The sequence below is a fragment of the Sphingobacterium sp. ML3W genome, from assembly GCF_029542085.1.
Classification (GTDB): Bacteria; Bacteroidota; Bacteroidia; order Sphingobacteriales; family Sphingobacteriaceae; genus Sphingobacterium.
On the sequence record NZ_CP107036.1, the window covers coordinates 6,189,570 to 6,214,293 of the forward strand.

Genomic DNA, 24,724 nt, shown 5'->3' on the forward strand with positions numbered 1-24,724 from the left:
ATTATCAATAATAGAAGAAGACATGAACATTAAAGAACATCAATTGATAGGTGTGTCCTATAAAGATACACCTAATAAAAGCGGTAATATCAAACCTATTTATATCATCATGCATTATGATGGAGCATCTAATGCTACTAGTGCGATTTATTGGATGTCAGATCCAAAAAGCAAAGTTTCGGCTCACGTGCACATCAGTCGAGACGGTGTTGTAACACAACTGGCGCCATTCAATGTCAAATGTTGGCACGCAGGCCTGAGTTCCTGGGATGGATTGAAAGATCTGAACAGATACAGTATTGGGATTGAGTTGCAAAATAGGGGGACAGAATCTTATACCGAAAAGCAGATCAATGCGGCCATTGAAGTCTGTCAGGCAATTATTGCCCATTATCCTATTCAGGAAATTTTGGGGCACAGTGATATTGCCCCTGGAAGAAAGGAGGACCCGGGAGCACAATTCCCTTGGATGAAGTTTAAGCCACTAATAAAAAATAATTACTATGGAACTACTTGAAATTTTGGAAAAGCTGATTATTCCTATCGTTACTGCTATCGGAGGTTACTTTGTTGGTCGTCCCAAGCAGCAGGCGGAAGTGGAAGCTACAAATGTGGAGAATGCTGGGAAAGTGATTGATAAGTGGGAAGGTTATGCAAACCGGCTGGAAAAAGATATAGAACATTTAAGAGCCATTATCGAAGATCTTAATGAAGGACTAAAACTCGCCAATGAGGATCGTATAGCCTGCTCGAAGACGTTGGCTGAGTTGCAGATCAAATATGATGATCTGATGAAGCTTTATAATGAATTGCAGATTGAACTAAAAAGAGTGAAAAATGAAAAATATACTTCGATTGACCGTAATGCTACTTCTCGTTAGTAGCTGCGGTTTATTTAAAAAGATTACTAAAACAAAGGAGTCGCGGACAGTGGAGGTGAATGAAAAAATGGCCGTACTGTCAAGCGTGGATTCTAGTAGAAGGCACTTGGAGATTGAGCAATCATATAATCGACTCTTGACACGGAGCGAGGCTCTGATGCAGATCGAAGGTGAGGAGATTGAGATTAGCCCGAATGGAGTTGTGCGAATAGGTAAGGGACGGTTATATAAACGCCGAACGTATTATTCTGATAGTAGTAATGGTGTTGAGAAATATCTTTCCAAGCAGCGTCAGCAGCTTTTTCACCGTGTTCAGTACAAAGAAGATAAACTGCGGATAGATGAAAGAACTTCAAAACGGACGGTGCAGCCGGCTGGAACAAATATATTCTATTTTTTGATAGGTTTACTTGTAGTGATATGCCTTATGGTCTGGTGGTTGCGTAGGAGAGCGTAATAATTGGATAAAAGATTATTATACCGATCATGGAAAACTTCGTACTCGTTTGTTTTATGATCGGTATAAATTCTTGGGAAACCAATCTTATTTATCATTGAAACGTTTATTAATGAAATAATAATTTGTTGCTTGCTTGATATCTTTCTTAAAGTCGTTATACATGTCAAATTGGTTACACGCGCAGATGATGGATTTTTGTAAGGTATCGCTATTTATCTTTAAATATGGACCTAGTTCCTTGTATATCGTGCTTTTTACTTTAGTCTTTAGGTTATCCAGTTTTTCGGGCTGAAAAATACGCAAGACAACGGCGATTGCCTTGTAACGATGCTGGATATCTTTGTAGTTGATGTACTCACCCATAATCTGTTGCGAGGGTATCCCCATAAATTCACAATAACAGTCGATGACCTGACTGATCTTGGAAAGATCGGGTTCGTATATTTTGTCAATTGATCTCAAAATTTCGGGATGGTTCTCTTTTAAGAAACTCATAATGAAAGAATAATATAAAGTGTTCATACGTTGGGAATTGGTCTTATCATTTCGTTGACTTGTATTTGTTGTTAAATTTTTTGGTTGCATTAGCACGGTCATCAATTCCATACTTTGTGTTTCTTTTGAAATAATACCATATTTTCTGATATGCTCATGATTCAATCCAGTTGATCTGTCTAGCTGCGAATTTGTTGTGATGAAGCGTTCCATTTTTATGTTCTTTTAAAGTGTATATTTTTTGCTCTGTCCTCTCGTTACCAGTTACTCAGAGTCATTGACGGGTTCTTTTTCTTCTAATGATTTTCCGACTGCAAGCGCTAAGTATCAACAATGTTTGTTAAACAAAGTTAAACAAATTTGTTAATCATTCAAGGGGTTTAATGTAAAATATGTTGAATAATTTGTCTTTAGTAAAAATTGTTAAACTTATTTGTTTAATTATAATATATTGATAATGAGGTATTAATGTGTTTATTTTATTTATTTATTTGTTTAGGTTTAATATCTTGTGTAACTTAGTGTCAGATTGTTATGAATTAGTGTAACATTTGTTAAATACCCTATAAAAACATGGAAACTTATCCAGATAATAATTTTGAGATTTTACGCTTGGAGATGGGAATTACCAATCGGGAATTTGCAGGCTTATTGGGGGTGCGTGAACAGGTGTATTCGCGTATAAAGAAGGGTGAATATCCGATCGGTCTCACCATGAAAACCCGTATTCAAAATGCTTTTCCCCAAGTTCAATACGATTGGCTGCTTTATGGAAAAGGAGAACGAAATCAGTCCGGTGCAATCATTCAGCCTGATACTGTTTCCATGGTCAATGTAGGAAACGGAAAATCTATTGGATATTTTTCCAGTGATGTCAAATTTATTGACGAGAATAAGAACAATATATTCTTTGAGGTGTCTCCTGGACGCTATTTGATGCAAACGAAGCTCGTAACCGAGAAGGCAAAAGCAGGTTATCTTTCTGGTTTTTCGGACGCTGAGTACATGGATGATTTACCTGCACATTTTATTACCGTGAATGAATTTCACAAAGGAGCTTACCGTTCTTTTGAAGTTAGTGGTGATAGTATGACCGATGGAACTGATGCCAGCGTCCTTGATGGTGATATTGTTACTGGACGTTTGATTAAACGAGAATTGTGGCAGTCAAAATTTCATACCCATAAATATAGGTATTGGGTTGTTGTACATCGATATGAAGGGGTGATTATTAAGGAAATTGCTCATCATGATGTCGCCAATGGAATCCTTACATTACGTTCACTCAACACGGACAAAGCTATTTATCCAGATTTTGAAGTCAGTTTGGATGATGTAGATCAGATCTTTAATGTTGTTGATATCAGTCGATCACTATAAATATGGGGGAGTTAAATTCCATCTTCCATTAGAGATCTTTGAAATGATCAACCATAATCAAACCTTGTTTCCCAAATAGAACCCGCTTTTATTTGGGAAACAAGATTCCTGTTGCTCCTGCATATAGCTCTTGTATATGCCCTTTTGTATCACCGCTTTCTCGTCCTAGCGCTGTTTGGAATGATAAAGAGATTCTTTATGTCCGGAAAATATAAACCTTATGGTTCACAGCTTGTTAGTCTTTTAGCTAAAAAATATAGTAAATAAAACTAATTAAATTAGTTTTATTTACTATATTTGAATATGAATTGAAAGCAGATGAACATGTTTAATGTATGGCGTCTTAGCGTCGAACAGTATATATAATATATGCTATGACAAACAACCATATATAAAGGATATTGGTTGCTCATTATTCTTACATGTTCATTGCTTTCAATTTCTATAAATCTAAGTGGTTAAATACGGCGTGTGTAGAGCATACGAGAAATAGAAACTTTAGAGAGATGAATGTCCCATTGACGAATGATATCCTTCAAGACTTAAAATGTAAAGGCTATAATATACTTAAGTCTGAGAATACTGTGGAAGATACGAATCAGTATTTTGTTCCGATAAAAGTAAATGATTTGTGGGGATTTCTGGAGGAGTTTAACAAAGATTCTGCAACAATAGTGGTCGAAGATATCCTCCATGTTTCTGAGGGAGCCTTGGAAGGTAAATTTATTAGGGTATTTTGAACTTAATCTAATTTCAAGTATAGATCTGGGATCGTACCGTGGAGATAGACTGTTCATAGGGGTTGCCATTTACTAATCCATCATATGTTTATTTTTAAGGCCAGGTTGAAGAACCTGGCTTTTTGTGTTTAAATGAATATAAAATAAGCTCTCCAAATAGCAAAAGCGAACCTTCCAAGAATTGAACAATTGAAAAATGCTTATCGAGAGATGCAAACAAAATTGGCGAAAAATAGGGGGACGAGCCCATATGCTATATAATCTTTGTAGATTCTTGTCTGGAACCCTGCGAACGGACTAATAAAATTTTATCCTGCCAGTAATTAAACTTATTAATAGTCTGATATGAGATGTTGTGCTACTTAGTTTTGTCGTTTTTGGTTTGTAACAGAGCAATAAACTTCTCATAACCTTCCGCTTTCATTTGATCTTTTGGGATAAAGCGTAGTGAAGCACTGTTGATACAATAACGTAGTCCGCCTTGTTCAGTTGGGCCATCATTAAAAACATGACCTAAATGAGCGTCACCTGTTTTGCTTCTCACTTCAGTTCTATTCATCCCAAAAGACCTATCGCTTTTTTCGGCAACCAGGCGATCATTGATCGGTTTAGAAAAGCTTGGCCATCCGCAATCGGATTCAAACTTATCGGTAGAAATAAACAGGGGCTCGCCAGTGGTAACGTCAACATAAATACCTTCCCGAAATTCATTCCAATAAGCATTGTCAAAAGCCCTTTCAGTAGCATTGTTTTGAGTAACATCATATTGTAATGGAGTCAGCTCCTTTTTCAGTGTTTTTTTGTCCACTTTATTGTATTTAGCAGGTTTAGGATTTGCCTGTCGCGCTTTCTTAAATAGGTCAGCAGGAATATGGCAGTAACCCTGAGGATTTTTCTCTAAATAATTTTGATGATAATTTTCAGCAGTATAGAAATTCCGTAGAGGGCCAATTTCTACAACAAGCTTTGAACTGTAGTTCTTTGCAAGCTGTCCAATCTCTTCCCGGATCGTTTTTTCATCCTCTTTCTTTGTAAAGTAAATCCCTGTCCGATATTGTGTGCCGATATCATTACCTTGTTTATCCATGCTTGTCGGGTCAATTGTTTTAAAGTATAAGCCGATCAACAATTTCAAATCAACTACAGTAGGATCATAATCGACTTTCACGGCTTCTACAAACCCCGTATTGCCCGTTGAGACCTGTTCATAGGTCGGTTTGGCAAGATTCCCATTCGCATACCCAACTTCGGTAGCTATTACACCTCTTATTTGTTTGAAGTAATGTTCTGTCCCCCAAAAGCAGCCCCCTGCAAAGTAGATTTCGTTAGTTTGACTGTTGTGAGGTGAGTTCTTTTCTGGAGCTGATGCTTTTTCTTCTCCTTGTGAAAAGCCTATTTTGACTATTGCCAAGCCTATAAAGGCAAGTATAGTGATGGTCCATATAATTTTCATGATCTTTTATTTTTTAGCGGATTGCAATAAATTGATTCCAAATCCAAGAAATAGTATATCCTTGAGGATAAAGAAGTCCGTCACAGGAATTCCGTCCACATGTTTGAACATATTTGGTGTTGTAAAAAGATAACTTAAAGTCATCATAAAAATAATACATACCCCAATTCCGGTGTATCGTCTCAATTGCTTAAATTTTAAACTCAGCAAAAGAAGTATAGCAACAGCTATTTCAACAATACCAACAATATTGGACACCATTTGTTCACTCCATAGTTTGTATAACCAGGAAGAGAGTGGGTGATTCGCTATCAATGGCTTTATGGCCACCGCTTCAGTTGGGGTGAATTTGAAAATTCCGAGCCAAAGAAGAATGGAGACTATGCCAAATGTGGAAATGTAAAAGCCCCATTGCGATGGGGAGGAATTTTTTGTTTGCGTTATGAGATGCATTTTTCTAAAATTTTAATTTGTACTCACTGTTTCCCTTTTAGTAGTATACACATCAAAATCCTGACAAAAAAATCTTTTTATTTTAACTTGTCTTTTAATTTATCTTTAAAGAGCTCTAGTTCATTTTTACTGAATTTTTCAGGAGAATCTTGTGTGAATATATTTTTCATCATACTTTCCATTGCATGTACTTTGCGGTTATAGGCACTGCACCACTTACAGATTGTAAGATGTACCCTTAAGCGTATTTTTTGGACAAATGGAATCTCACCAGCATTTTGCTGTTCGATAAGCAGTGTTGCTTGTTTGCAGGGCATTACCAATATATGAATGAGTCGTTTTATCATTGCTTACGAAATCATGAGATATTAAACCAATTAAATTCCAGGCACTCCCGAAGCTGCATACGACTTCGTTGGAGGATTTTCCATAAATTAGTTGTCGTAACGCCAGTTTCCTGACAAACGCTAGCCACTTTTTTTTCTTCTAAATAATAGAGCTTTACTGGGATAAGCCATTTTAAGGGTAATTTGTCCAGACACTCAGCCATTACGCTATTAAAATCGCTGTTGTCAAGGAGGTTGTCGTCTTTTTCATTCCAGTCTTGTAGAATATCATCATGCTTCCATGATCCTTCTCTATCAAAATAATGATCTAGTGGAATATTTCCTGTATGTCGGTACTTTTTACGGTAAAACTCAGCGACTTTATTTTTGAGAATAGCCATTAACCAAGTCTTTACACTGCTCCGCCCCTGAAAAGAATGGTATGATTCGAATGCAGATATAAATACATTTTGGACTATATCTTCCGCATCTTGTCGGTCAGAAAGCAAAAAAAGAGCGCTATTGAGAAGTGTATCACTATAGGTATCAATCCATTGTTGTATATGTTCTGAGCGCTTGTCCATGTAGTCAATTATAACCCTATAAAATTAGAAATAGTTTTTTGATACTTCCTATCTAATCAGAATTGATTACTGCTATCAAAGGATCAGCTCCCTAGAAATTGAACCATAATCACTAAAAGCACAATGAAAAGAGAGCAAATGACAGTAATTGAAAGGATATACTGTTTTTTATTCCTTTTTATGAAGAAGCTGTTCGCTTTCCAAATAAAAAATATATAAGCAAGTAAAGGATAAGCTATACTAAAGATCTTCAGCCAATGTGAACTGATAGCGGAGAGAAGGAAGAGGGAAATCAGCAAATATGAAACCGCCAGTGATACATGAAATTTTCTGAAATATGGGATAAAAGCCTTTAATCAAATTGCTGCTTTTCTGTTGGTGAAAGTGTGTTGTATCCAGAAAGTGATGAGCCTGCATTTTTCTCGGTGACTAGAAAAGCTACTGTCGCCAACATTGCGCTTAATACTAAAACCAAAATAATCATCTGTTAAAAACTGTTTTTTGAGATCGTATTCTGTCTATTTTCTATTGAAATCTTTCTTTGTTTCTTTAGTTCCATTTTCTGTAATTCTTGGGGATTAAAGGAACCCCTTTTGGAAAATAAAGCCCGTTAAAATCGAAGTAAAAAAAAGTTCCGGTTTCCGCATGTCTTATTTGTAAAAGTGCTTTTAGACCTTGATGTGTACTGATATACCTGTAGTCGAAGTGGTCATTTCCTAAGACAGGAGCGTTTGCTTGCCGCGTATCGACAAGTACCAATTGTGTCTGATCATCTTTTGCCGGTATTAAGCTAAATTCCTCGTTCAGTATAATTGTTTTATCTTGAGGGGTGATTATCTGGTTTTCTAGGTTTGGTGGAGGCATCATACTACCCCGTAGTTCAATTTCATGATTGAATAGTTTTTTGATTGCTACATTCTGGTAAGCTGTATTGCCTAATTTTTTAAAATGTATATCATAGACTTCGACCATTTGGCTAGATTCTGGAATACCATATTTTTGACCGAAAGTACGTTGGATCGCATTTTTGTTGCCCAAAACAAAGCCAACCAAGGTTATGGGGGCATCTTCATTTATTCGGTATACGAGATCAAAACTTTCAAAATTCGGTAAGGAATTTATGTGAGTAAAGTTGTTGTCGGCACTTAAAACATCGTAGGTTTCATCCGTTTTTAGCGCCCAGATATATTGCTTGCCATCCAAGCTTGCGTTGTCCCAAGCGTCATGATTTGGTTCAATTTTTTGGTATCGAGTTGTTAGCTGTATAAGAGGACTTCCAGGCTTTAAGAGAGCTGAGTTTCCATCCACTTCAAAGTGATAATAACTGTCTTTGTTGATTTTCAAACGGCCACATGCACTATCAAAATGCCCAGAAAACTGTTCCTGCCCTGAGTGGGCATCAACAACAGCATCTTCCTTTTCATTTTTCGGGATGATATAACTACAGAAATCTCCAATGACATAATATCTGTTCGGGCCATCCACTAGAGCTTCCGGATATATACGTTCTGCCGTGGATACATCCATTAAACCCAATTTATCGTCAAATTTGAACGGAATAATTTGGGGTCGGTCTTGAGCAGATACAAGTAGTTGTATGGAAAAGAGAACACAAGTGAAAATAAATTTCATGATAAATTTACGTTTAACAATGGCATCGATGACGATTGATTCGAACCTTAATACTTGAATTTACAAAAATAAATTTATTCAAGTATTAAGGTTCTGTTGTGTACCTACGCACTCTTTCGTTTTTTATATCCAAAAAACAGCTATTGTAGAAGAAGACTTTTATTTTTCAAAAAGCCATTTTATGCCTACAACTAACATAATGATAACGGCAATAATATATTTTATTTTAATTGCCTGTTGTTTTCTATAGGCGATGTAAATCCCCAGTGCCATGATAAGGGCAAATCCAATAATGACCCATCCAAAAGAGAAGCTGTTTCCGAGTTGAATATTGATCATGTTTTTAGTTTTTATTAACGAGTTTGATCGGGTTTATAAGATGATTTTTTAGTCCTTTTCAAAGGTTACGTCAGTTATTTTATAGTTGAAATTGTTTTTGTCCTGTTCATCTTCAGGTTTTTCCAATTCACTGTAATGTACGGTGCCCGTCATTTTAAATGTGGTATGCGTGTCGAGATTGATCTTCTCCCCATTTTTATCAATGACATGGAAATTTTTTAGTGTATAGTTTTTTTGATCTGCGGGGAGTTCAAATAGAACGCTGTTTTTTTCTGTCCCAACAGGTAATATGACACTGAATGCTGTAAATTTCTCAGAACTGATTGCATGAGGTTTTACAACAAAATTCATCGCCATGGTCTTCGATTTGCCTGATGAAAAGGTAAAGGAGGGAGCATCAAATTCACCGGTTAATTCGATGGTTTTATTCTGATTGTCATAGTTGGATTCCATTGCTTTAATAGTATCTACTGATGTTCCATTACATGATGATAAGGACATTAAGCCTATGGCGGACAATAGTAGGGCGGGGATTATGTTTTGTGTTTTCATTGGATCTTTTTATTAGTTTATACTCAAGATGATTTCATCCGAATCTTTTCTTCTTTATTTTTTTATAAAAATACAATAGAATCTGTTATGCTTTATCGCAGGATTTAAATCCGTTGACAATGAATTTAAATCCGTATGCTCTTCTGCTTTTTTCGTCTTTTACATGATTCGTTGTCCGCTACATCAGTACTTTTATTAGGGGAGATGGTGTATGGGTATTTATGTATAAAAAAGGGCCGGTTTAGAAAGCTGAGATGGAAAAAGGGCTACCTCATCAGGCAGCTCTTTCAAGGAATTACAACGTAGCTTGGAATAATATGGAAGGACATATGCCTTTTTGGTGTGTCGTTAATCTTTGGATTTGAAAAATATAAGACTGATAATTAAACAGACTAAGGTTATGAAGGAGAACGTAGTTCGCAGATTATTCCAGAATACCCAAGGTTCCTCGATAAGGAGACGCATTCGATGTAAAGCATCTGACGTTGCATCTGTAATATCTAATGTATCCAATTGATTGTTTAGTGGAACATTCTTTGCAGCTGTAATAATAAATACACCGATAATATAACTTGCACATGCAACTGCGATCAAATAGAACTTTGGAGAAGATAAATCGAAATACATCACAGATGAAGCAATTAACAATAACGGTGCTCCTAAAAAACAGGAATAAAATATCGGATTTAAAATTTCTCGGTTGATATTTTGCATTGCCATCAAATAACCCCTGTCATCCAGTTTGTGAAGCCCCAGATTGACGGAAAACGTATAGGCAAAAAAGAGCCCGGATATTAATGCTGATGTTATCACAGCAGAAGCTAAAGTGATTTCTTGTAGTTTCATTGGTGGTAAGTTTATTTTTAATCTTGACCTAGATAACATTACAAGAGGCTTAATGTTTTTACGAGCTCCCTTGCTGCTGCGCTTCCTGCACGGTTGGCTCCGATTGTGGAGGCGGAAGGGCCGTAACCGACCAGATGAATTCGGGGTTCTTTGGCGACCATTGTGGCCAGTCTTCCATCCATTAAGATGCCTCCATTTTCTTCCCTAGGTAGCACAGCATCTAAATGTTCCAATGCACTTTTGAAACCCGTATTCCAAAGGATAATATCTGCTTTTTCTTCCCTGCCATCTTCCCATTTCACACCAGTTTCAGTGATCTCACTAAACATGGGAAGTCGTGTGAGTGCCCCTCGTTTTTCCATCGCCCGGATTTCTGGTGAATAAGGCAGGCCAGTAACGGATACAACTGATAGCGGTGGTAACCCTTGCCGCACACGCTCCTCCACCATAGCAACCGCATTGTGACCAGCCATATCATCAAAAGGACCTTCACGAAATAGTGGGGGACGTCGTGTGACCCATGTTGTTGTAGTCACTTCCGAAATCTGATCCAACAATTGGATGGCAGATATTCCGCCACCGACTATAATAACGTGCTTGTTTCTGAAATAGTCCGCTGTTTTGAAATCTTTTGTATGAAGCTGCTCTCCTTGAAATAGTGATGCCCCTGGGTAGAAAGGAATATAAGGATTCCCCCAGGTACCCGTGGCGTTAATAATGCCCGCTGCGGAAAACAAAGTTTCAGTAGTATCTATATGAAAACGTTGTCCATGCGAGGATACCTTATCAACTTTAAGTGGTCGATAAACTTCTAGTCCATACCTTTTTTCATAGAGATCGAAATAATGCGGAACAGCTATATTCGCCTGCACCTCGGTCTCATTGTTTGTCAATGTTTCTTCAAATGACATACCCGGTAGGTCATGGATTTTGTTAACTGTACTTAGTGTGAGCGAAGACCAGCGAAATTGCCAAGCACCACCAGGAGCAGGGGCTTCATCCAAAATAATGAAGTCCCGATTAATCTCCAATCCCAATTTCTTTAAATGATAAGCAGAAGAAAGCCCGGCTTGTCCTGCACCGATTATCGCAATTTTGGTTTTGTAACGAATATTGTTTATCATCAATTAGGATATCTAGCGCCAGCCTAACTCAGGCGCAACATGCTCCAAGATAGCCGAAAGTACATGAATATTGTAATCTACACCCAAAGTGTTCGGAATAGTCAAAAGAACGGTATCAGCTTCTTGGATAGCCTCGTCCTGAGCCAACTCCTTGACGAGTTGATCAGGTTCCGCTGCATAACTACGGCCAAAAATAGCACGTTTGTCTGCTTCAATGAAGCCTATCTTGTCAGTCCGGTCTGCTTCTTGTCCAAAATAATACCTATCTAAATCATCAACCAATGCAAAAATTGATCGACTGACAGAAACCCTGGGCTCTCCCGGATGTCCAGCTTCTTTCCAGGTTTGTTTATATAGACGTATTTGTTCAGCCTGTTGTATATGAAAAGGCTTCCCATTTTCATCGTACTTTAATGTCGAACTCTGTAAGTGCATCTTGTTTTGGGCCGCCCATACCGCTGTTGCATTTGATGCTGCCCCCCACCAGATGCGGTCACGCAACCCTTCAGCGTGCGGTTCTAACCTAAGTAAACCAGGAGGGTTCGGAAACATCGGATAGGGGTTTGGTTCAGCAAAACCTGCTCCTTTGAGTTTTTCCAGAAATTCTAGCGCTTTTCTACGTCCCATATCAGCGTCGGTTTCACCTTCAGCGAGCTCATAACCAAAATAACGCCATCCGTCTATTACCTGTTCAGGCGATCCTCTACTGATCCCCAATTGCAATCGGCCTTCCGAAATTAAATCGGCTGCTCCAGCATCTTCCACCATATAAAGTGGATTTTCATAGCGCATATCAATTACTCCTGTACCTATTTCAATCGTATTGGTCTTCGCCCCAATGGCGGACAATAACGGAAAGGGAGATGCTAACTGATTGGCAAAATGATGTACACGAAAATAAGCTCCGTCTATGCCTATTTCTTCTGCTGCAACAGCTAAATCTATTGACTGAAGTAATGTGTCACTTGCTGTTTGGGTGCTATAAGCAGGGTGTTTGGACCAATGTCCAAAAGATAAAAATCCTATTTTCTTCATTCGTTGGGAAGAGATTTGATGTTTATCAAATTTAATAAATCTATGCTGACCTGTGCCCCTTGGTTTGTCCTATAGATGTCAATAAAATAACAATTAGAATAGTTGTTCTCTAATTGCCATTTGGCAATTGGGGAAGAGTATAAAAGCCCTAACTTTGTGTATTGCTTGTACGATAATATATTGATTATGGCGCCCGAAAAATTGTTGAAACAGATTGATTTTATCAAGGAGATTGATAAGTTGAAATACATCCAGCGAAGGACTAAGCTTTTTAATAGCGATCGTTGTGAGAATGATGCTGAACACAGCTGGCATTTGGCGCTGATGGCTATTGTTTTAGCTGAGCATGCTGACGAGTCTATTGACCTTCTGAAGGTTGTTAAGATGGTATTGATACATGACATTGTGGAAATTGATGCTGGCGATATCTTTATCTATGATAACGAAAATGCACATTGTAATACTGAGGAAGAACGATTAGCCGCCAAACGAATATTTGGAATCCTGCCGGAGCAGCAGGCAGATGACCTCATTTCGATCTGGGAGGAGTTTGAGGCTGGGGAGACTCGCGAAGCACGGTTTGCGAAAGCAATGGACCGATTGGAACCACTGTTGCAGAATAGTTCCAATAATGGGGGAACCTGGAATGAACCTGGTGTAAACTATAATAAGGTGTACGCAAAAAAGAGTGTGATCAAAGATGGTTCGGGCGTATTATGGGAATATGCCGAAAGTTTAATTGATGATGGTGTAAAAAAGGGAATTTTGAAGAAAAGTTGATTTTATAACTGCGGAAATCTACCCATTGACAATAGGGCTTATTTATCTTAAAGTCTTGGTATATTTTTGCAATCACCATTTAATTCAGTAGCACAACTTTACTTGACAAAAAGTATTTTCAATAGTCGACGGTTCCTTTCCGTATTCAAACGAATATTAAATCAACACTGACGAATTGTAAACCTGAGATTACGTTAAGGATTATTTTATATACATTTATTTTGCAATTAGATAAGTATTATATAAAATCTAAAACCAGTATATGGACACGATACAATTTGGCAAATTTGAGCACGACCGTACAATTATTGATAAGTATGTGAAAAGTTCTGCCTTTGGGAAGAACAGGCTTGTCTATGCACCTTTGATTATTGGTATAGGATTACTCTGTTTTCTCGCATTTGCTATTTTTGAAGGACTGGTCGAAACCATTGGTATAGGTGTCATTAGTATCTTGTCCGCCATTGTGGTTGTCTGCTTTATTTTGGTAGCAGTTATTAATCGCTCTGCACATAAAAAGCTTTATGAAGAGACTAAGACGGCGCCTGTATGTCTCGCAAAGAAAGTCTACGGGAATGATGCGCAAAATATCTACTACTGTATCTATAGTACTGGAGAGACGAGACATGACAGCTCCTTTATTAATAAAATCGCTGAAAAGATTTTTGCTATTCCAACGAATACCAATGACAAGATAGATAAGGAAATTCTGGATCTTTTCAAGATAGATTTTGTAAAACCTGGAGAATTTGCGAAGAAACTTCCGTTGGCATTTACAGATGGGGTAGCGGTTTGGAGACGACAATTTGCTTTAGGCAATTTGCCAAAAGATGCCCAGCAAAAGATCGAAGATAATGACAGGCAGTTTTGTGTGGTAGCGATTGTTCCTGAAAATCCACGTATACTTACAGAACAGTTTTCTTAAGAAGCCATTTAAATCAATATACTAACTGAGCCACATTTTGTCAAATGTGGCTTTTTTGTTTTAATGCTTAATGTGTATTAAAAGGAAAAAAGAGATTGTTTACCGACCGAAATCCGCTTTTTACCGAAAATATATGGGATAAGAGCTCCATATTTGGGAAATTGGGCCATCATAATTTAACTGCTATAGGTATGGTACATTTCTTTAATGCGTTGATCATTTTGTTGTTTTTTATGGTTTTAGCTTTGTTTTCGAATATCGAGACAAAAAAACATAATGAAGTGTTCACTGTTGCTCTACAAGTCTATCCTACAGATTCAGTAGGTACATCTGACAAAAGGGAACTGACCGATTTACAACGCTTATCAATCGATAAGCAGTGATATGGTCTAAAGGGGTAGGCGATGGGGTATTTTATGCTTCAAGTCTAGAAAGGAAAACTAAATTTTTATAAATTTAAGTGAGATCTAATGCAATGAAAAGGGTTGAGATATTTAAAACGAATGTCAATAAATATAGGGAAGCGCAACAAATCGTTGTGACGCTTCTACAGCTGTTTTCCTCCTATAAAGTTAACTTTGATCTTGACGACGAAGAGCGAATTTTGAGGATTGAATCTTCACAATCGGATATTGAGATAAGTGGGATTGTCAAACAGATGCTTGATTGGGGCTACCAATGTGAACGTATAGAATAACGATGAGCGTCCACGATAGTGGAATCAGCTATAAATGAAATGGGGCTCGGTACAGAATAATAAAAAATGTTTTTTTTGTTAATTATTACACTTACTTTCGATTCCAGTATCTTTCCTCCAGACAAAGTTTCTATACCAAAATGAAGCTCTCTATGATGAAGACTTTTTAATAACATCGAGTTCGAAATGAAATATTGTAAAAACATCATTCTTTTTATAGCCATAATTTATAGCTGTATCTCTTTTGCGCAAACCAAAAGTAATGTACTTTCTAGCTGTCAATCAGAGGTACTTCATTCTAATATTTTAAATGAAAATCGGACGATCAATATCTTTCTTCCTAATAATTATCAGGCCAACGATACGGTAACTTACCCTGTCATCTATGTCTTGGATGGAGGTATGGAAGAAGACTTTTTTCATATTGCGGGAATTGTTCGTTTTGATACACAACCTTGGATTGCAAGATTCCCCAATAGTATTGTTGTCGGAATCGAGGGAAATACCCGAAAACGTGATTTTACTTTCGCTGTTCCAAACGTTGATTTCCTAGTGAAAGAAGGTTTTCAAAAAAGCAGTTTTCCTACCTATGGCGGATCCGAAAAATACACGGCTTTTCTAAAGGATGAATTACTGCCCTACGTCAGTAAAAATTATAAGGTAAACACACAACGGACGGTTATTGGAGAATCGCTAGCTGGGCTTTTCTCAGCAGAATTATTACTTAAACAACCTGATCTCTTTGATAATTATATTATTGTCAGTCCGAGTCTGTGGTGGGGACAGCAGGAGCTATTGAAAAATACCGAAAAGCTATTGGAGACTAATTTGAGAAAAAAAGTGCGTGTATATCTGGGAGTACCCAATAGGGATGAAGATATTAGAATGTACCAGGATGCTGAAGCGTTTTATAAAGTTATCCGTAACAATAAGAAGATGGATGTTATTTTTGATTATATGCCTGAAGAATTACATTCAACAGTTATCCATCAAGCTGTGTATAATGCTTTCAAGAGATTATATCCAAAAACAGCCTATTCTAAGTAGTTCTCCTGATGTTTTTTGTCTGACTAACCTTAGCTTAATGAACTGTTTGTCCATTATTATCTTTTCGTAGTTTCCACATGTACATGATAATTAAGGTCAATAACACGGAAAAAATAAAATAACGCCAAGCTAATCCATTCTGTGTGGTTACTTTGCCGCTAATGGCCACAATAAAGTTGGACAGTGATGTCACAATGTAAACCATTCCACCCATTAGGCCGCCTGCGGTGCCTGCATGTTTTGGGAAAAATAACATGCTGTTGGTGAAAAAGCTCGTAAATAAAACACCTGAAATAATATGAATAAAAAATGCAAAGCCAACCATGATATATAGGCTTTGCTGGAACATACTCACTACGATTAAAGCGACAATAAGTGATGCCTGGAATAGAACAGGAGCTATGATCCGAGGGACGAAATCAAGATGCATACGCTTTTTCGTAACAAACCCACCAATCATCCATGAAAAACCCAGTATCAATGTACAGTAACCAATTGTGACGGATGAAAAGTGAAATGTATTTTCAATAATAAATGGCCCCGTCATATTGAATAGCATGACAATGGAGTAACTAAACCCCAGTACCAGGATGCCCAATATAAAAAGCTTGTTTTGTAACATCATTTTATATAGGTTGAGATTGTCCCTTGTGTTAATCTTTTTCTTTTCGGCAATACTTTCCCCACTGTACAACACTTCAAACAATAATAAGGCACCCGCGTAGAAAGCAAGAAAATAAAAATTAGCCTGCCAATCGAATAGTTTTTCAAGATAACCCCCTAAAAAAGGCGCTAGTATTGGGCCACATGACCAGACGATGGTAAAATAGCTTAGGTAATTTTTTAACCGATCACCTGCATATAGATCGACGAAAAGTGCGCGTGTAGCCACCACCAAAATAGATATGGCTATACCTTGCACTACTCTTAATAAACAAATAAGTAACACGCTGTGTGTATGCGTTATCAATAAGCTGCTTATTATCAGAAGCGTTAATGCCAGAAGCTTCGGGCGATATCGGCCTATACTGTCAAGAATATTGCCTATAAATAACTGGGAAATGCCATAGCTCAATAGGTAACTGGTCAATGTTAATTGAATATCTCGTTCGTGAACAAGTAGACTTTTGGCCATTGCCGGAAACGAAGGTAGATAGATATCTGTTACAAATCCTGAAAGGGGCATGGATACAAATGCCATGAATGTTACTAACCTGATGCGTTGCGAAGATGCTTCTTTTAACATTTTTACTCTTTTTTGTTAAACAAAACTAGAGACTTTTTGGCTAATACCGATGCTATCTGACAAAGTAAAAATTACGAAAATCAAATATTATTTGTTTTTCTGTCTAAACTTGAGGGGAGATGTCTCTGCATTTTTCTTAAAGAAGTTGTTGAAATGAGCTGGTTCATCAAACCCAAGGGTATAACCAATCTCAGCGACATTCCAATCTGTATAGATCAATAGATTTTTGGCCTCCTCATAGATTTTTTGTTTGATGATCTGTGTAGTTGTCTGATTCGTGACCGATTTGACAGAGGCATTGAGATGATTGACATGTACATTGAGCTTTGCCGCAAAATCGGCTGCGGTATGTAATGCAAGTGGGTAGGCGGGAGAATCCAATGGAAATTGTTTGTGAAGTAATTCATCAAACAAACGATACATCCGGACGCTACCCGATTGATCTTGCAACTCTACATCTTCCATTCTCCACTCTAAGGCCAGATGAAGGATTGCTGCCAAATTGCTTTTGATTGCACTACAACGAAGAGGGTAACTGGAATTATTCAACCGGAACATGTTATCGAATAATGTTGTAATCAAATGCAGCTGTCCTTCATCTAAAAAGACGATGGGTTTACTCCATTCTTTAAATAGCGATGTCTTTTTAAATGGCTCAAATGTCTGGCTTCCTGAAAAGAATTCTTGATTGAAAAGGCAAAAATATCCTTCTTGTTTGCTCGTGTCACATATCCATGTATAAGGAATATTTAATGCAGGTAAAAACAGGGCCGGCCGATCGATATATAATTCATGTTGACCATATTTGAACCATCCTTTGCCTAAGATGAGGCTGATTTTGTAAAAGTCACGTCTGTTGTATGGTGTTTTAAAATCACAGTATTTGCGTGGCGAAATATTAAAATGTGATTTTCCGAGTTCAACATCTAGTATATCCCCGCTATTTGTATGGAGATGGCTTAATCGTTTATAGTAATCCTGTAAAGTTTCCAGTGTTTCGCTCATGATTATGCAAAGTTACAAAAATCAAATGTAATACGAGCTCTCTATAATAACCTCTTTTTTCTAGAGCTCCTATTGTATAAAGGGGTACAATTCATTTGACTATGGTCCTTTTGACAGACAAATTGATTTGAATTAATCTTTCAAAGAATGATTGGACGGACGTAAAAATAATATTCCAAACTAAGGGCTTCTTAAAATACCTGTTAAATAGATAAGTTTTTAGACTATGAATAAAATGTTTAAGATGACAATTGTTTGTTGCGCATATTGTTCTCTTCCAAAATTGAGATAAGTCTGTTACTCCATTTATATTCTTATCTTAACCCAGATCTGAGATAGATTAGGTATTAAATTTTACTTTCAAAATAGTATGTACCTGAACCAATTTCTCTTGTTGAATCAGGCAAGACTACTGTGGCCTTACTGTTCGCTGGTATGGTAACCTCAAGTTTCAATAGACCATTTTCAAGTGTCCATGAAGATTTTACCGTGCCATATGCGGTTTCTAATTCCGCAGAAGTACTTGTTATTTTTCCATTCGGTTTGGGGGCGATGACAACCGCTTTATAACCCGGTTCGTCAGCGACCGAATTGATTCCGGCAATCGTTCTGTACATCCAGTCCCCAATTGCTCCATATGCATAGTGGTTGTAAGAGTTCATATCTGGGGTTTGAAAAGATCCATCGGGTTTAATTCCATCCCACCGTTCCCATATTGTTGTTGCGCCCATTTTTACGGGATAAAGCCAAGAGGGATAGCTCTCCTGCATCAAAAGGTCGTACGCCACATCATTGTGACCAAACCTGGTCAGCACATGACATAAATAGGGGGTACCCAAGAATCCGGTTGTGAGGTGATTTCCATAGTCCCGGATATTGGCTACAAGACGATCCGCGCAGGCTGCTCTGAGTTGTTCGGGGAGCATATCAAATTGTAGTGCGAGTACATAGGCTGTTTGTGTTCCCGAAACCAACCTACCCGTAGGGGTCATGTATTCCCTTACAAAAGCGGATTTAATGTTTGTTAGTAGGGTATTGTATTTAATTACGTCTTCCTGTCTACCCAATACATTTGCTGCATCGATCAATAGTTGGGTCGAATGTGCATAAAAAGTTTGCGCAATCAAATATTTATCCGTTACCGCAGCTCTTCCATCGTTGTCATCATTGGGGCGATAAAAAAGCCAGTCTCCGAAATGGAAACCTGAATTCCAAAGATTATTTTTGGCGGTAGATGAGATATAATCTACCCATTTTCGCATGCTCCCATATTGATTTTCCAAGAGCTGTCGATCGCCATAGGCCACATACATATCCCATGGGATAATGGTAGCTACATCTGCCCAGCCGGCAGATGCACCATCATTTGCCCCCAGTACATTAGGGATGACGTGGGGGATTGCACCGTTAGGGAGTTGGTCCGCCTTTACATCCTTTAGCCATTTGGTGAAAAATCCTGACACATCCATATTGTAGGCCGCTGTATTGGCAAAAGCTTGCGCATCACCAGTCCAGCCTAAGCGCTCATCGCGTTGTGGGCAATCTGTTGGTACATCCAAAAAATTTCCTTTTTGTCCCCATTGAATATTATGCTGCAACTGATTCAAGAGCGCATTTGAAGTAGAGAATTTTCCTGTGACCTCCATTGCTGAATATAAGGCGACAGCCGTAATGTTCTCAGCCGTCAATTCACCAGGATAACCTTCTACCTTAACATACCTGAAGCCCTGAAATGTAAAGTGAGGTTCAAAGATCTGTGCTGTGTTTTCCTTTAAAATATAGATATCCTGTGCCTTTGCGGACCTGAGATTTGTTGTATAAAAATTGCCTTCTTTTGTTAGTACTTCAGCATGACTCAGTGTGATCTTGGTTCCGGCTGCACCTTTCGCTTTGAGCATGACCCAGCCTACCAGATTTTGCCCAAAATCCACTACTGTCTCACCTGCCGGTGTTTTGAAAACCTTAAGGGCTTTAAACTGTTCATGTTTCTTAACTGGTGGACCGGCCATCGCAACAAGTTTTTCTGGCCCTTTCTCCATGATGCCAACGTTATTCCATTTATTGTCCTCTTTAAAGCCGATATTGTCCCAGCCGGCTATTTCCATCCTGGCATCATAAATTTCACCGTCATAAATATCAGATGCCATGATCGGTCCATAAGCATATTTCCAGCTTTCATCGGAATTGATCGTTTCTGTTGTACCATCCGTATATTCCACGAGGAGTTGCAGAAGCAATCCGCGTGTGTCGCCATAAAAATTACGTTGATTTCCGAAGCCTATCCGTCCTTTATACCAGCCGTCTCCGAGGCTGACACCGAATACGTTGGTACCATTTTTTAGCACAGTGGTCACATCATAAACTTGGTACTGTAAATGATTTTTATAACTGGTCCATCCTGGAGCAAAATAAGTATCGCTGATGCGCTGGCCATTGATACGAGCTTCATATAGCCCTTTTGCTGTGACATAGACCATTGCAGACTTTAGTTTTTTATTTATGGAGAATTCTTTTCTAAAAATGGGGCTTCGTGCTGAAGTGTCCGTTTCTGCTACCTTGATCCATTTCGCGCTCCAGTCCATAGCGCCGATACCCATCTGAAAGAAATGGGCATCAGACCAGTCGGAGGTATTGCCATGATTGTCTTTTACCCTAACTTGCCAAAAATATCTTCTTTTTGAATGTAGTGCTGCTCCATTATATTTAATCAGTACAGATTGATCTCCGGAGACAGTAGCTTCCCAGACGAGATCTTTTCCAAGGTTTATCGAAGTTTTATTTGTACCTACTCTGATTTCATAAAACGATTGTAAAGTGTTTTTTATCGGCGAATTAATTTTCCAGCTAAATCGAGGATTAGCAGTCTCGATTGCCATAGGATTTTTAAGGTGTTCTACCTTGAGGTCGATTACGCTTAATTTTTGAGCATAGGTCATAAGTGAGAGGATACACAGAAATCCTACTATTACAAATTTTTGAAGCAGGGTCTTTATAAATGGTTTCATATTTGACGATCGGTTTGGCCGGAAATCCGGAATGATACGCTATTATCCGTAATAAACTTGATAGATGCATCATGGGCTATCCTGTTCGATGGTCAGGAAATGATGGTATATCATATGAAAAGAAATAGGTATCCTAAAGGAAAATGCAATTTTCAGCTTGATATAGAAATCAATTAAGGGGAGGATTGGAGTTGGTGAAATAGGAGAGCCTTGGACTCTACTTTTGTTTTAAAACATGTTGGTGCAGAAATGGGCCAATAATTAATGGCCCATTTTTAATGTTTATCAGGACAGTTGTTTTATATATCCTGTGAATTTTTTGGTAATATCCTTTGATTACCATTACCCTACGCAGCTTCAACACGCATTTTTAAGGTGATATTCAACTGATACTTTACCCCAGGTCTAAGATTCCAGCCACCTATGCTGAGGTCCTCGGGAGGTAGTCCGGCAAATGAAAAACCAGACAATAGTATTGTGCCGTTTGTTGTTGGTGCAGTTATGATAAACGCAGATTCTGAGTAGATGATTTTTCCAATTGTATTTTTTAAACCGATTGCCACAGGATTGCCCACACCTTTAAAGGTAAGTGAGCCATTTCCTAAAGCGACATCTACTGCTGCACTCACGGGATCTATTGATGCTCCATTGAGAGCGATGTCTTCAAGCTCCATTCCTGAAATCAACTCTTCTGCACCAGTCCATTTTGTGGTTAAATCGAAAGTGATTTGGCTAAATAGATGCTTTAAATCTGTGTTTAACATATTTTGACCTTCTTTAACTTCAAAAGGCACCTGATCAAGCATAAAGTCCTGATCGGCTTTCAGATCTATAAAATTTACAGTGTTCAGTGTAGCTTCCTTGTCTATCGTAGGCAAGCTTTTGTTTGTCCCCGAGGCGTAGATTACAAATGTATATTTGCCCTTTTCAATGGAAAAATCTTGTTCTCCTTTTCCCTTAGTAAAAGATTTTGTCTCTTGGTAATGACCAGTGGCATCAAAAATTGCTACATGGTAAACAGTACCTTCTTTGAGCGCTCTCTGTTCGCTTCCAGCTACTGTGTTGGCTGATGAAGTCGAAGCTTTTATTCCTAGAGGAACGGTATTGATTGCTGTTAGGGTTGCGACTAACTGATATTTTTGATGAAAAGAGATCTCTTTTGTCTGAACAGAAGCGATCCCGTATCCTGAACTACTTGATTTGACGGTATTCTTTTTAGCCCCCGTGTTAGCAAAGGCCTGGCCAATATTTAATCTTACGGTTGATCCTGCTAGTGATGGAACGGAATTATCCTTACTGCAAGAAGTGATGAGCAAGATTATAATTAACGATACGGCAGATATAAATTTTGTTTTATACTTATTCATAAAATATGTTTCCCTTACCAGTTTAGGTCCTTCGTTTGTGTTTCAGTTTCCCAAGATTCAGTGACCGAGCTCTGTACAGAACCCGTTGAAATACTGTATTCCAATTCTACTTTTTGTGTTTTGATGCACGGAGCTTCGTAAGTGTGTGCAAGGCTGTCTCCAGATGGGTTTTCTTTGTTTTTTTTCATTTTGTTAGCTAAATAATATTTGTGCGATGGTTAGTTTTTAATGAATAATTAAAAAGATAACGAAATAAAATTAACTGCAATATTGTAGAAAGGAAACGATTTCCGTTAAGGTTTTTTTTACTGTAGCGATATCGCTACAATCCTGCAATGTGTTTGTTGGGAATTTGTTGTTGCCTATTGAATTAGCTTTTTATTTAGTTCACCAAAAAGCAGTTTCTCTTTTCAATAGCTCATTTGCTTATGGTGAATAAGATTTGTCTTGGGGATCCCGAAAATTTCGAGACCTTGAAGATAGCTATAATCTTTGATCTAGCTATTTTCTTCTATTAGTAGTGGTCATATTTCTACTGCTTGATTATTGGTTTTAAAAAAATCTCCCGTTTATTTGTTTAACAATGTTTTTATTATACTTTAGCCTTATCTATTATTTTACAATTATATTGACCAATAAATTTTGTGCAAGGATTGATTCTTTAGCTATCATTGTTATATGAATTTGCAATAAAAAAGAGCTTTTTAAAATGAAAGGAGGATTATTTATAGCTGTGGGAATTTTTGCGATATTCATCTCTGTCTGCTTGCAGGGCTGTGTAGGCAATAATGGCTCGCGCGAGGAAGGGACCCGAGATAATACCATTTCTGGTTCTTTTCGGTTTGATTCGCTTGTACACTATGCAACAATGATCGATCTTTATCAAATAGGAGAACTGGAAAACAAGAAGACTAAATCCGAACAGGATGTTTTTTTGTTGTCCGTCTTAGGCGATAATGAGGTTGACACTGCTATCCTTAATAGGTTAGAGGGGGTAGGTTATACTAAAACGTTGATCAATAGATCACATTCTGGCGTTATAGATTCATTATTTTTTCGTAAAACTCGTCAAGATAACGTAGATAGTTCCTGTATACATGAATTTAGAGATATCTTGGTTTTTTATAAGAATAAAAAATGTATTGGACTTGCCAAAATTTGCTTTGATTGCAAAGCGATGGTTTCATGGGACAGAGGTGTCCAATTCAAAGGTTTTGGTGATTGGTCAGATTATGATAAATTACATCCGATATTACGAGAAAAATAAGATCTACGACTTAATCTATCAAGGTTTGGACGGTATAACCATTTCCAAATCGGCAAGATCTGCAATACCTTTTTTTTATAATGATTTCTTTCCATCAGCCATCTTGAGTTTTCAACCCGGTACACCCAGGTGCCTACCTCAAAATCTTCCCAATTTTCTCTGGGATCATGATAAGGTGGAATTTCCCCACGGCAGATTCTGATTCCATCCATTTTTTTGAATGGTGATTCCGCCAAACTGTTCATCCTCCGTTTCAACGCAAATGGAAGTTCTATTTTTATCGTATAACGCGGTGGTAATCAGTACTAGATCTACAACTAGGGGGACTTTAATCGCTTGGATATAGGGGTTATGATCAATCATCTATATTTTGTTTTTAGATTTTTAAAAAGCATTTTAAATTTCACCTCCCTATTTCCTGTGTTCACCGAGTTTTTACACCCATTGACCTAAAGTTCATATGCTAAGAAGCTGTTGTGTTATAATTTTGAATCAACAAATAAGAACAACAAGCGATCATGGGAATAGATAAAGATGCACATGATAGCTTGTCACAAATAAAGAACAAATTATTTAGATGAAAAACTAATAAATAAAATAAGCATATTATGAAAACATTAGTAAAAATATTCGTAGCATCAGCTCTGATCGCAATAGGTGCCTTCGCTAAGGCCGCAGATAAACCATCCTTTACGTCGGAGAAAGCTATAGTCAATCTATTCACAGCAGATATTGCTCTTAATCATTATGTTGCGGTTATTACTGAGGGAGAGTCGGCAGGAGTAGATCAATTATTTTCTGCTGATTTCAGTCAAAAAATCCAATCTGGAAATGCAGCGACAAATAACCGTAGTGAAGTAATCAAATTTTTGAAAAAGCAAAAAGGGGAGAAGCTCAACTGTAAGGTAAATACCCAGATCATCGAAGAATCGTTAGATTATATGGTCGCAAAGGTAACTATGCAATTTGCTGATTTTACCAAGACAGATCTCGTGACTTTGGTCAATGAGAACGGAAACTGGAAAGTATCCAGTTCAGTAAATGCATTTAAATAGAACAAAGAATCAATAACTCGTGGTCAGTCA

Annotated in this window: 28 protein-coding genes and 1 pseudogene; 11 read left to right on the forward strand and 18 right to left on the reverse strand. The window is 37.7% G+C overall.

What is annotated here, in order from left to right; genetic code table 11:
* Positions 1-22: 22 nt before the first annotated feature.
* From OGI71_RS25550 to OGI71_RS25560, 3 genes are read left to right on the forward strand one after another with little or no spacing between them, the layout of a single operon-like run.
* Positions 23-517, forward strand: coding sequence for an N-acetylmuramoyl-L-alanine amidase (locus OGI71_RS25550; protein WP_282252961.1), 495 nt, complete (start codon positions 23-25; stop codon positions 515-517).
* The gene (locus OGI71_RS25555) at positions 504-881 is read left to right on the forward strand and encodes a hypothetical protein (protein WP_282252962.1); all 378 of its coding nucleotides are present in this window, start codon (positions 504-506) and stop codon (positions 879-881) included. The genes OGI71_RS25550 and OGI71_RS25555 overlap by 14 nt, the downstream gene beginning before the upstream one ends.
* Complete coding sequence (locus tag OGI71_RS25560; RefSeq protein WP_282252963.1) at positions 838-1,338, forward strand: hypothetical protein; 501 nt, start codon at positions 838-840, stop codon at positions 1,336-1,338. Before OGI71_RS25555 ends, OGI71_RS25560 begins: the two co-directional genes overlap by 44 nt.
* Positions 1,339-1,425: 87 nt before the next feature.
* Here the strand turns inward: OGI71_RS25560 and OGI71_RS25565 are convergent, their stop codons facing one another.
* Entirely contained in the window at positions 1,426-2,049 is a 624-nt protein-coding gene (locus OGI71_RS25565; RefSeq protein WP_282252964.1) for a hypothetical protein, read from the reverse strand.
* A gap of 360 nt (positions 2,050-2,409) precedes the next feature.
* Between OGI71_RS25565 and OGI71_RS25570 the strand changes: the two genes are divergently transcribed.
* Together OGI71_RS25570 and OGI71_RS25575 are read left to right on the forward strand one after the other, a co-directional pair.
* Positions 2,410-3,216: a LexA family transcriptional regulator gene (locus OGI71_RS25570; protein ID WP_282252965.1), complete on the forward strand. Its 807-nt coding sequence runs from the start codon at positions 2,410-2,412 to the stop codon at positions 3,214-3,216.
* Between the two features lie 506 nt (positions 3,217-3,722).
* On the forward strand, positions 3,723-3,956 hold the full coding sequence (locus OGI71_RS25575) for a hypothetical protein (protein WP_282252966.1): 234 nt from the start codon (positions 3,723-3,725) through the stop codon (positions 3,954-3,956).
* Between the two features lie 358 nt (positions 3,957-4,314).
* Here OGI71_RS25575 and msrB read toward each other — a convergent pair whose 3' ends face one another.
* The 11 genes and pseudogenes from msrB to OGI71_RS25630 all read right to left on the reverse strand — a co-directional run bounded on the left by msrB (position 4,315) and on the right by OGI71_RS25630 (position 12,300).
* The gene (msrB, locus tag OGI71_RS25580) at positions 4,315-4,749 is read right to left on the reverse strand and encodes a peptide-methionine (R)-S-oxide reductase MsrB (RefSeq protein ID WP_348774951.1); all 435 of its coding nucleotides are present in this window, start codon (positions 4,747-4,749) and stop codon (positions 4,315-4,317) included.
* A 90-nt stretch (positions 4,750-4,839) separates the two neighbouring features.
* Positions 4,840-5,409 (reverse strand): annotated as a pseudogene (gene msrA / locus OGI71_RS25585) (peptide-methionine (S)-S-oxide reductase MsrA); the annotation flags it as partial.
* Between the two features lie 6 nt (positions 5,410-5,415).
* Positions 5,416-5,862 (reverse strand): DUF417 family protein, encoded by a 447-nt coding sequence (locus OGI71_RS25590; RefSeq protein ID WP_282252967.1) that lies wholly within the window; start codon positions 5,860-5,862, stop codon positions 5,416-5,418.
* Between the two features lie 77 nt (positions 5,863-5,939).
* Positions 5,940-6,209, reverse strand: coding sequence for a hypothetical protein (locus OGI71_RS25595; protein WP_282252968.1), 270 nt, complete (start codon positions 6,207-6,209; stop codon positions 5,940-5,942).
* A gap of 11 nt (positions 6,210-6,220) precedes the next feature.
* Positions 6,221-6,772, reverse strand: a complete 552-nt coding sequence (locus tag OGI71_RS25600) for a sigma-70 family RNA polymerase sigma factor (RefSeq protein WP_282252969.1) — start codon at positions 6,770-6,772, stop codon at positions 6,221-6,223.
* A gap of 549 nt (positions 6,773-7,321) precedes the next feature.
* Positions 7,322-8,404 (reverse strand): hypothetical protein, encoded by a 1,083-nt coding sequence (locus OGI71_RS25605; protein ID WP_282252970.1) that lies wholly within the window; start codon positions 8,402-8,404, stop codon positions 7,322-7,324.
* Positions 8,405-8,563: 159 nt separating this feature from the next.
* Positions 8,564-8,743: a hypothetical protein gene (locus OGI71_RS25610; protein WP_282252971.1), complete on the reverse strand. Its 180-nt coding sequence runs from the start codon at positions 8,741-8,743 to the stop codon at positions 8,564-8,566.
* 48 nt (positions 8,744-8,791) lie between these two features.
* The gene (locus tag OGI71_RS25615) at positions 8,792-9,295 is read right to left on the reverse strand and encodes a hypothetical protein (protein ID WP_282252972.1); all 504 of its coding nucleotides are present in this window, start codon (positions 9,293-9,295) and stop codon (positions 8,792-8,794) included.
* A gap of 348 nt (positions 9,296-9,643) precedes the next feature.
* Entirely contained in the window at positions 9,644-10,141 is a 498-nt protein-coding gene (locus tag OGI71_RS25620) for an anthrone oxygenase family protein (RefSeq protein WP_282252973.1), read from the reverse strand.
* 38 nt (positions 10,142-10,179) lie between these two features.
* Positions 10,180-11,265: an NAD(P)-binding domain-containing protein gene (locus tag OGI71_RS25625; protein ID WP_282252975.1), complete on the reverse strand. Its 1,086-nt coding sequence runs from the start codon at positions 11,263-11,265 to the stop codon at positions 10,180-10,182.
* A gap of 12 nt (positions 11,266-11,277) precedes the next feature.
* On the reverse strand, positions 11,278-12,300 hold the full coding sequence (locus OGI71_RS25630; protein ID WP_282252977.1) for an LLM class flavin-dependent oxidoreductase: 1,023 nt from the start codon (positions 12,298-12,300) through the stop codon (positions 11,278-11,280).
* Between the two features lie 186 nt (positions 12,301-12,486).
* Between OGI71_RS25630 and OGI71_RS25635 the strand changes: the two genes are divergently transcribed.
* The 4 genes from OGI71_RS25635 (at position 12,487) to OGI71_RS25650 (ending at position 15,749) form a co-directional block, all read left to right on the forward strand.
* Positions 12,487-13,080, forward strand: coding sequence for an HD domain-containing protein (locus tag OGI71_RS25635; RefSeq protein ID WP_282252979.1), 594 nt, complete (start codon positions 12,487-12,489; stop codon positions 13,078-13,080).
* Between the two features lie 262 nt (positions 13,081-13,342).
* Positions 13,343-14,005 (forward strand): hypothetical protein, encoded by a 663-nt coding sequence (locus OGI71_RS25640; RefSeq protein WP_282252981.1) that lies wholly within the window; start codon positions 13,343-13,345, stop codon positions 14,003-14,005.
* A 475-nt stretch (positions 14,006-14,480) separates the two neighbouring features.
* The gene (locus OGI71_RS25645; protein WP_259187117.1) at positions 14,481-14,702 is read left to right on the forward strand and encodes a methyltransferase type 11; all 222 of its coding nucleotides are present in this window, start codon (positions 14,481-14,483) and stop codon (positions 14,700-14,702) included.
* A gap of 186 nt (positions 14,703-14,888) precedes the next feature.
* Positions 14,889-15,749, forward strand: a complete 861-nt coding sequence (locus tag OGI71_RS25650) for an alpha/beta hydrolase-fold protein (protein ID WP_282252984.1) — start codon at positions 14,889-14,891, stop codon at positions 15,747-15,749.
* A gap of 34 nt (positions 15,750-15,783) precedes the next feature.
* Here the strand turns inward: OGI71_RS25650 and OGI71_RS25655 are convergent, their stop codons facing one another.
* From OGI71_RS25655 to OGI71_RS25675, 5 genes are all read right to left on the reverse strand, one after another.
* Complete coding sequence (locus OGI71_RS25655) at positions 15,784-16,995, reverse strand: MFS transporter (protein WP_282252986.1); 1,212 nt, start codon at positions 16,993-16,995, stop codon at positions 15,784-15,786.
* A gap of 87 nt (positions 16,996-17,082) precedes the next feature.
* On the reverse strand, positions 17,083-18,000 hold the full coding sequence (locus OGI71_RS25660) for a helix-turn-helix domain-containing protein (protein WP_282252988.1): 918 nt from the start codon (positions 17,998-18,000) through the stop codon (positions 17,083-17,085).
* 347 nt (positions 18,001-18,347) lie between these two features.
* Positions 18,348-21,005: a glycoside hydrolase family 78 protein gene (locus OGI71_RS25665; protein WP_282252990.1), complete on the reverse strand. Its 2,658-nt coding sequence runs from the start codon at positions 21,003-21,005 to the stop codon at positions 18,348-18,350.
* A gap of 347 nt (positions 21,006-21,352) precedes the next feature.
* Positions 21,353-22,372, reverse strand: a complete 1,020-nt coding sequence (locus tag OGI71_RS25670) for a hypothetical protein (protein WP_282252991.1) — start codon at positions 22,370-22,372, stop codon at positions 21,353-21,355.
* Between the two features lie 14 nt (positions 22,373-22,386).
* Positions 22,387-22,560: a hypothetical protein gene (locus tag OGI71_RS25675; protein WP_282252993.1), complete on the reverse strand. Its 174-nt coding sequence runs from the start codon at positions 22,558-22,560 to the stop codon at positions 22,387-22,389.
* Between the two features lie 521 nt (positions 22,561-23,081).
* Here OGI71_RS25675 and OGI71_RS25680 point away from each other — a divergent pair.
* Positions 23,082-23,639, forward strand: a complete 558-nt coding sequence (locus OGI71_RS25680) for a hypothetical protein (RefSeq protein ID WP_282252994.1) — start codon at positions 23,082-23,084, stop codon at positions 23,637-23,639.
* A gap of 165 nt (positions 23,640-23,804) precedes the next feature.
* Here OGI71_RS25680 and OGI71_RS25685 read toward each other — a convergent pair whose 3' ends face one another.
* Positions 23,805-24,002, reverse strand: a complete 198-nt coding sequence (locus OGI71_RS25685) for a hypothetical protein (protein WP_282252995.1) — start codon at positions 24,000-24,002, stop codon at positions 23,805-23,807.
* Between the two features lie 245 nt (positions 24,003-24,247).
* On the opposite strand from OGI71_RS25685, the gene OGI71_RS25690 reads away from it, so the two are divergent.
* On the forward strand, positions 24,248-24,694 hold the full coding sequence (locus tag OGI71_RS25690) for a nuclear transport factor 2 family protein (RefSeq protein WP_282252996.1): 447 nt from the start codon (positions 24,248-24,250) through the stop codon (positions 24,692-24,694).
* Positions 24,695-24,724: the final 30 nt, after the last annotated feature.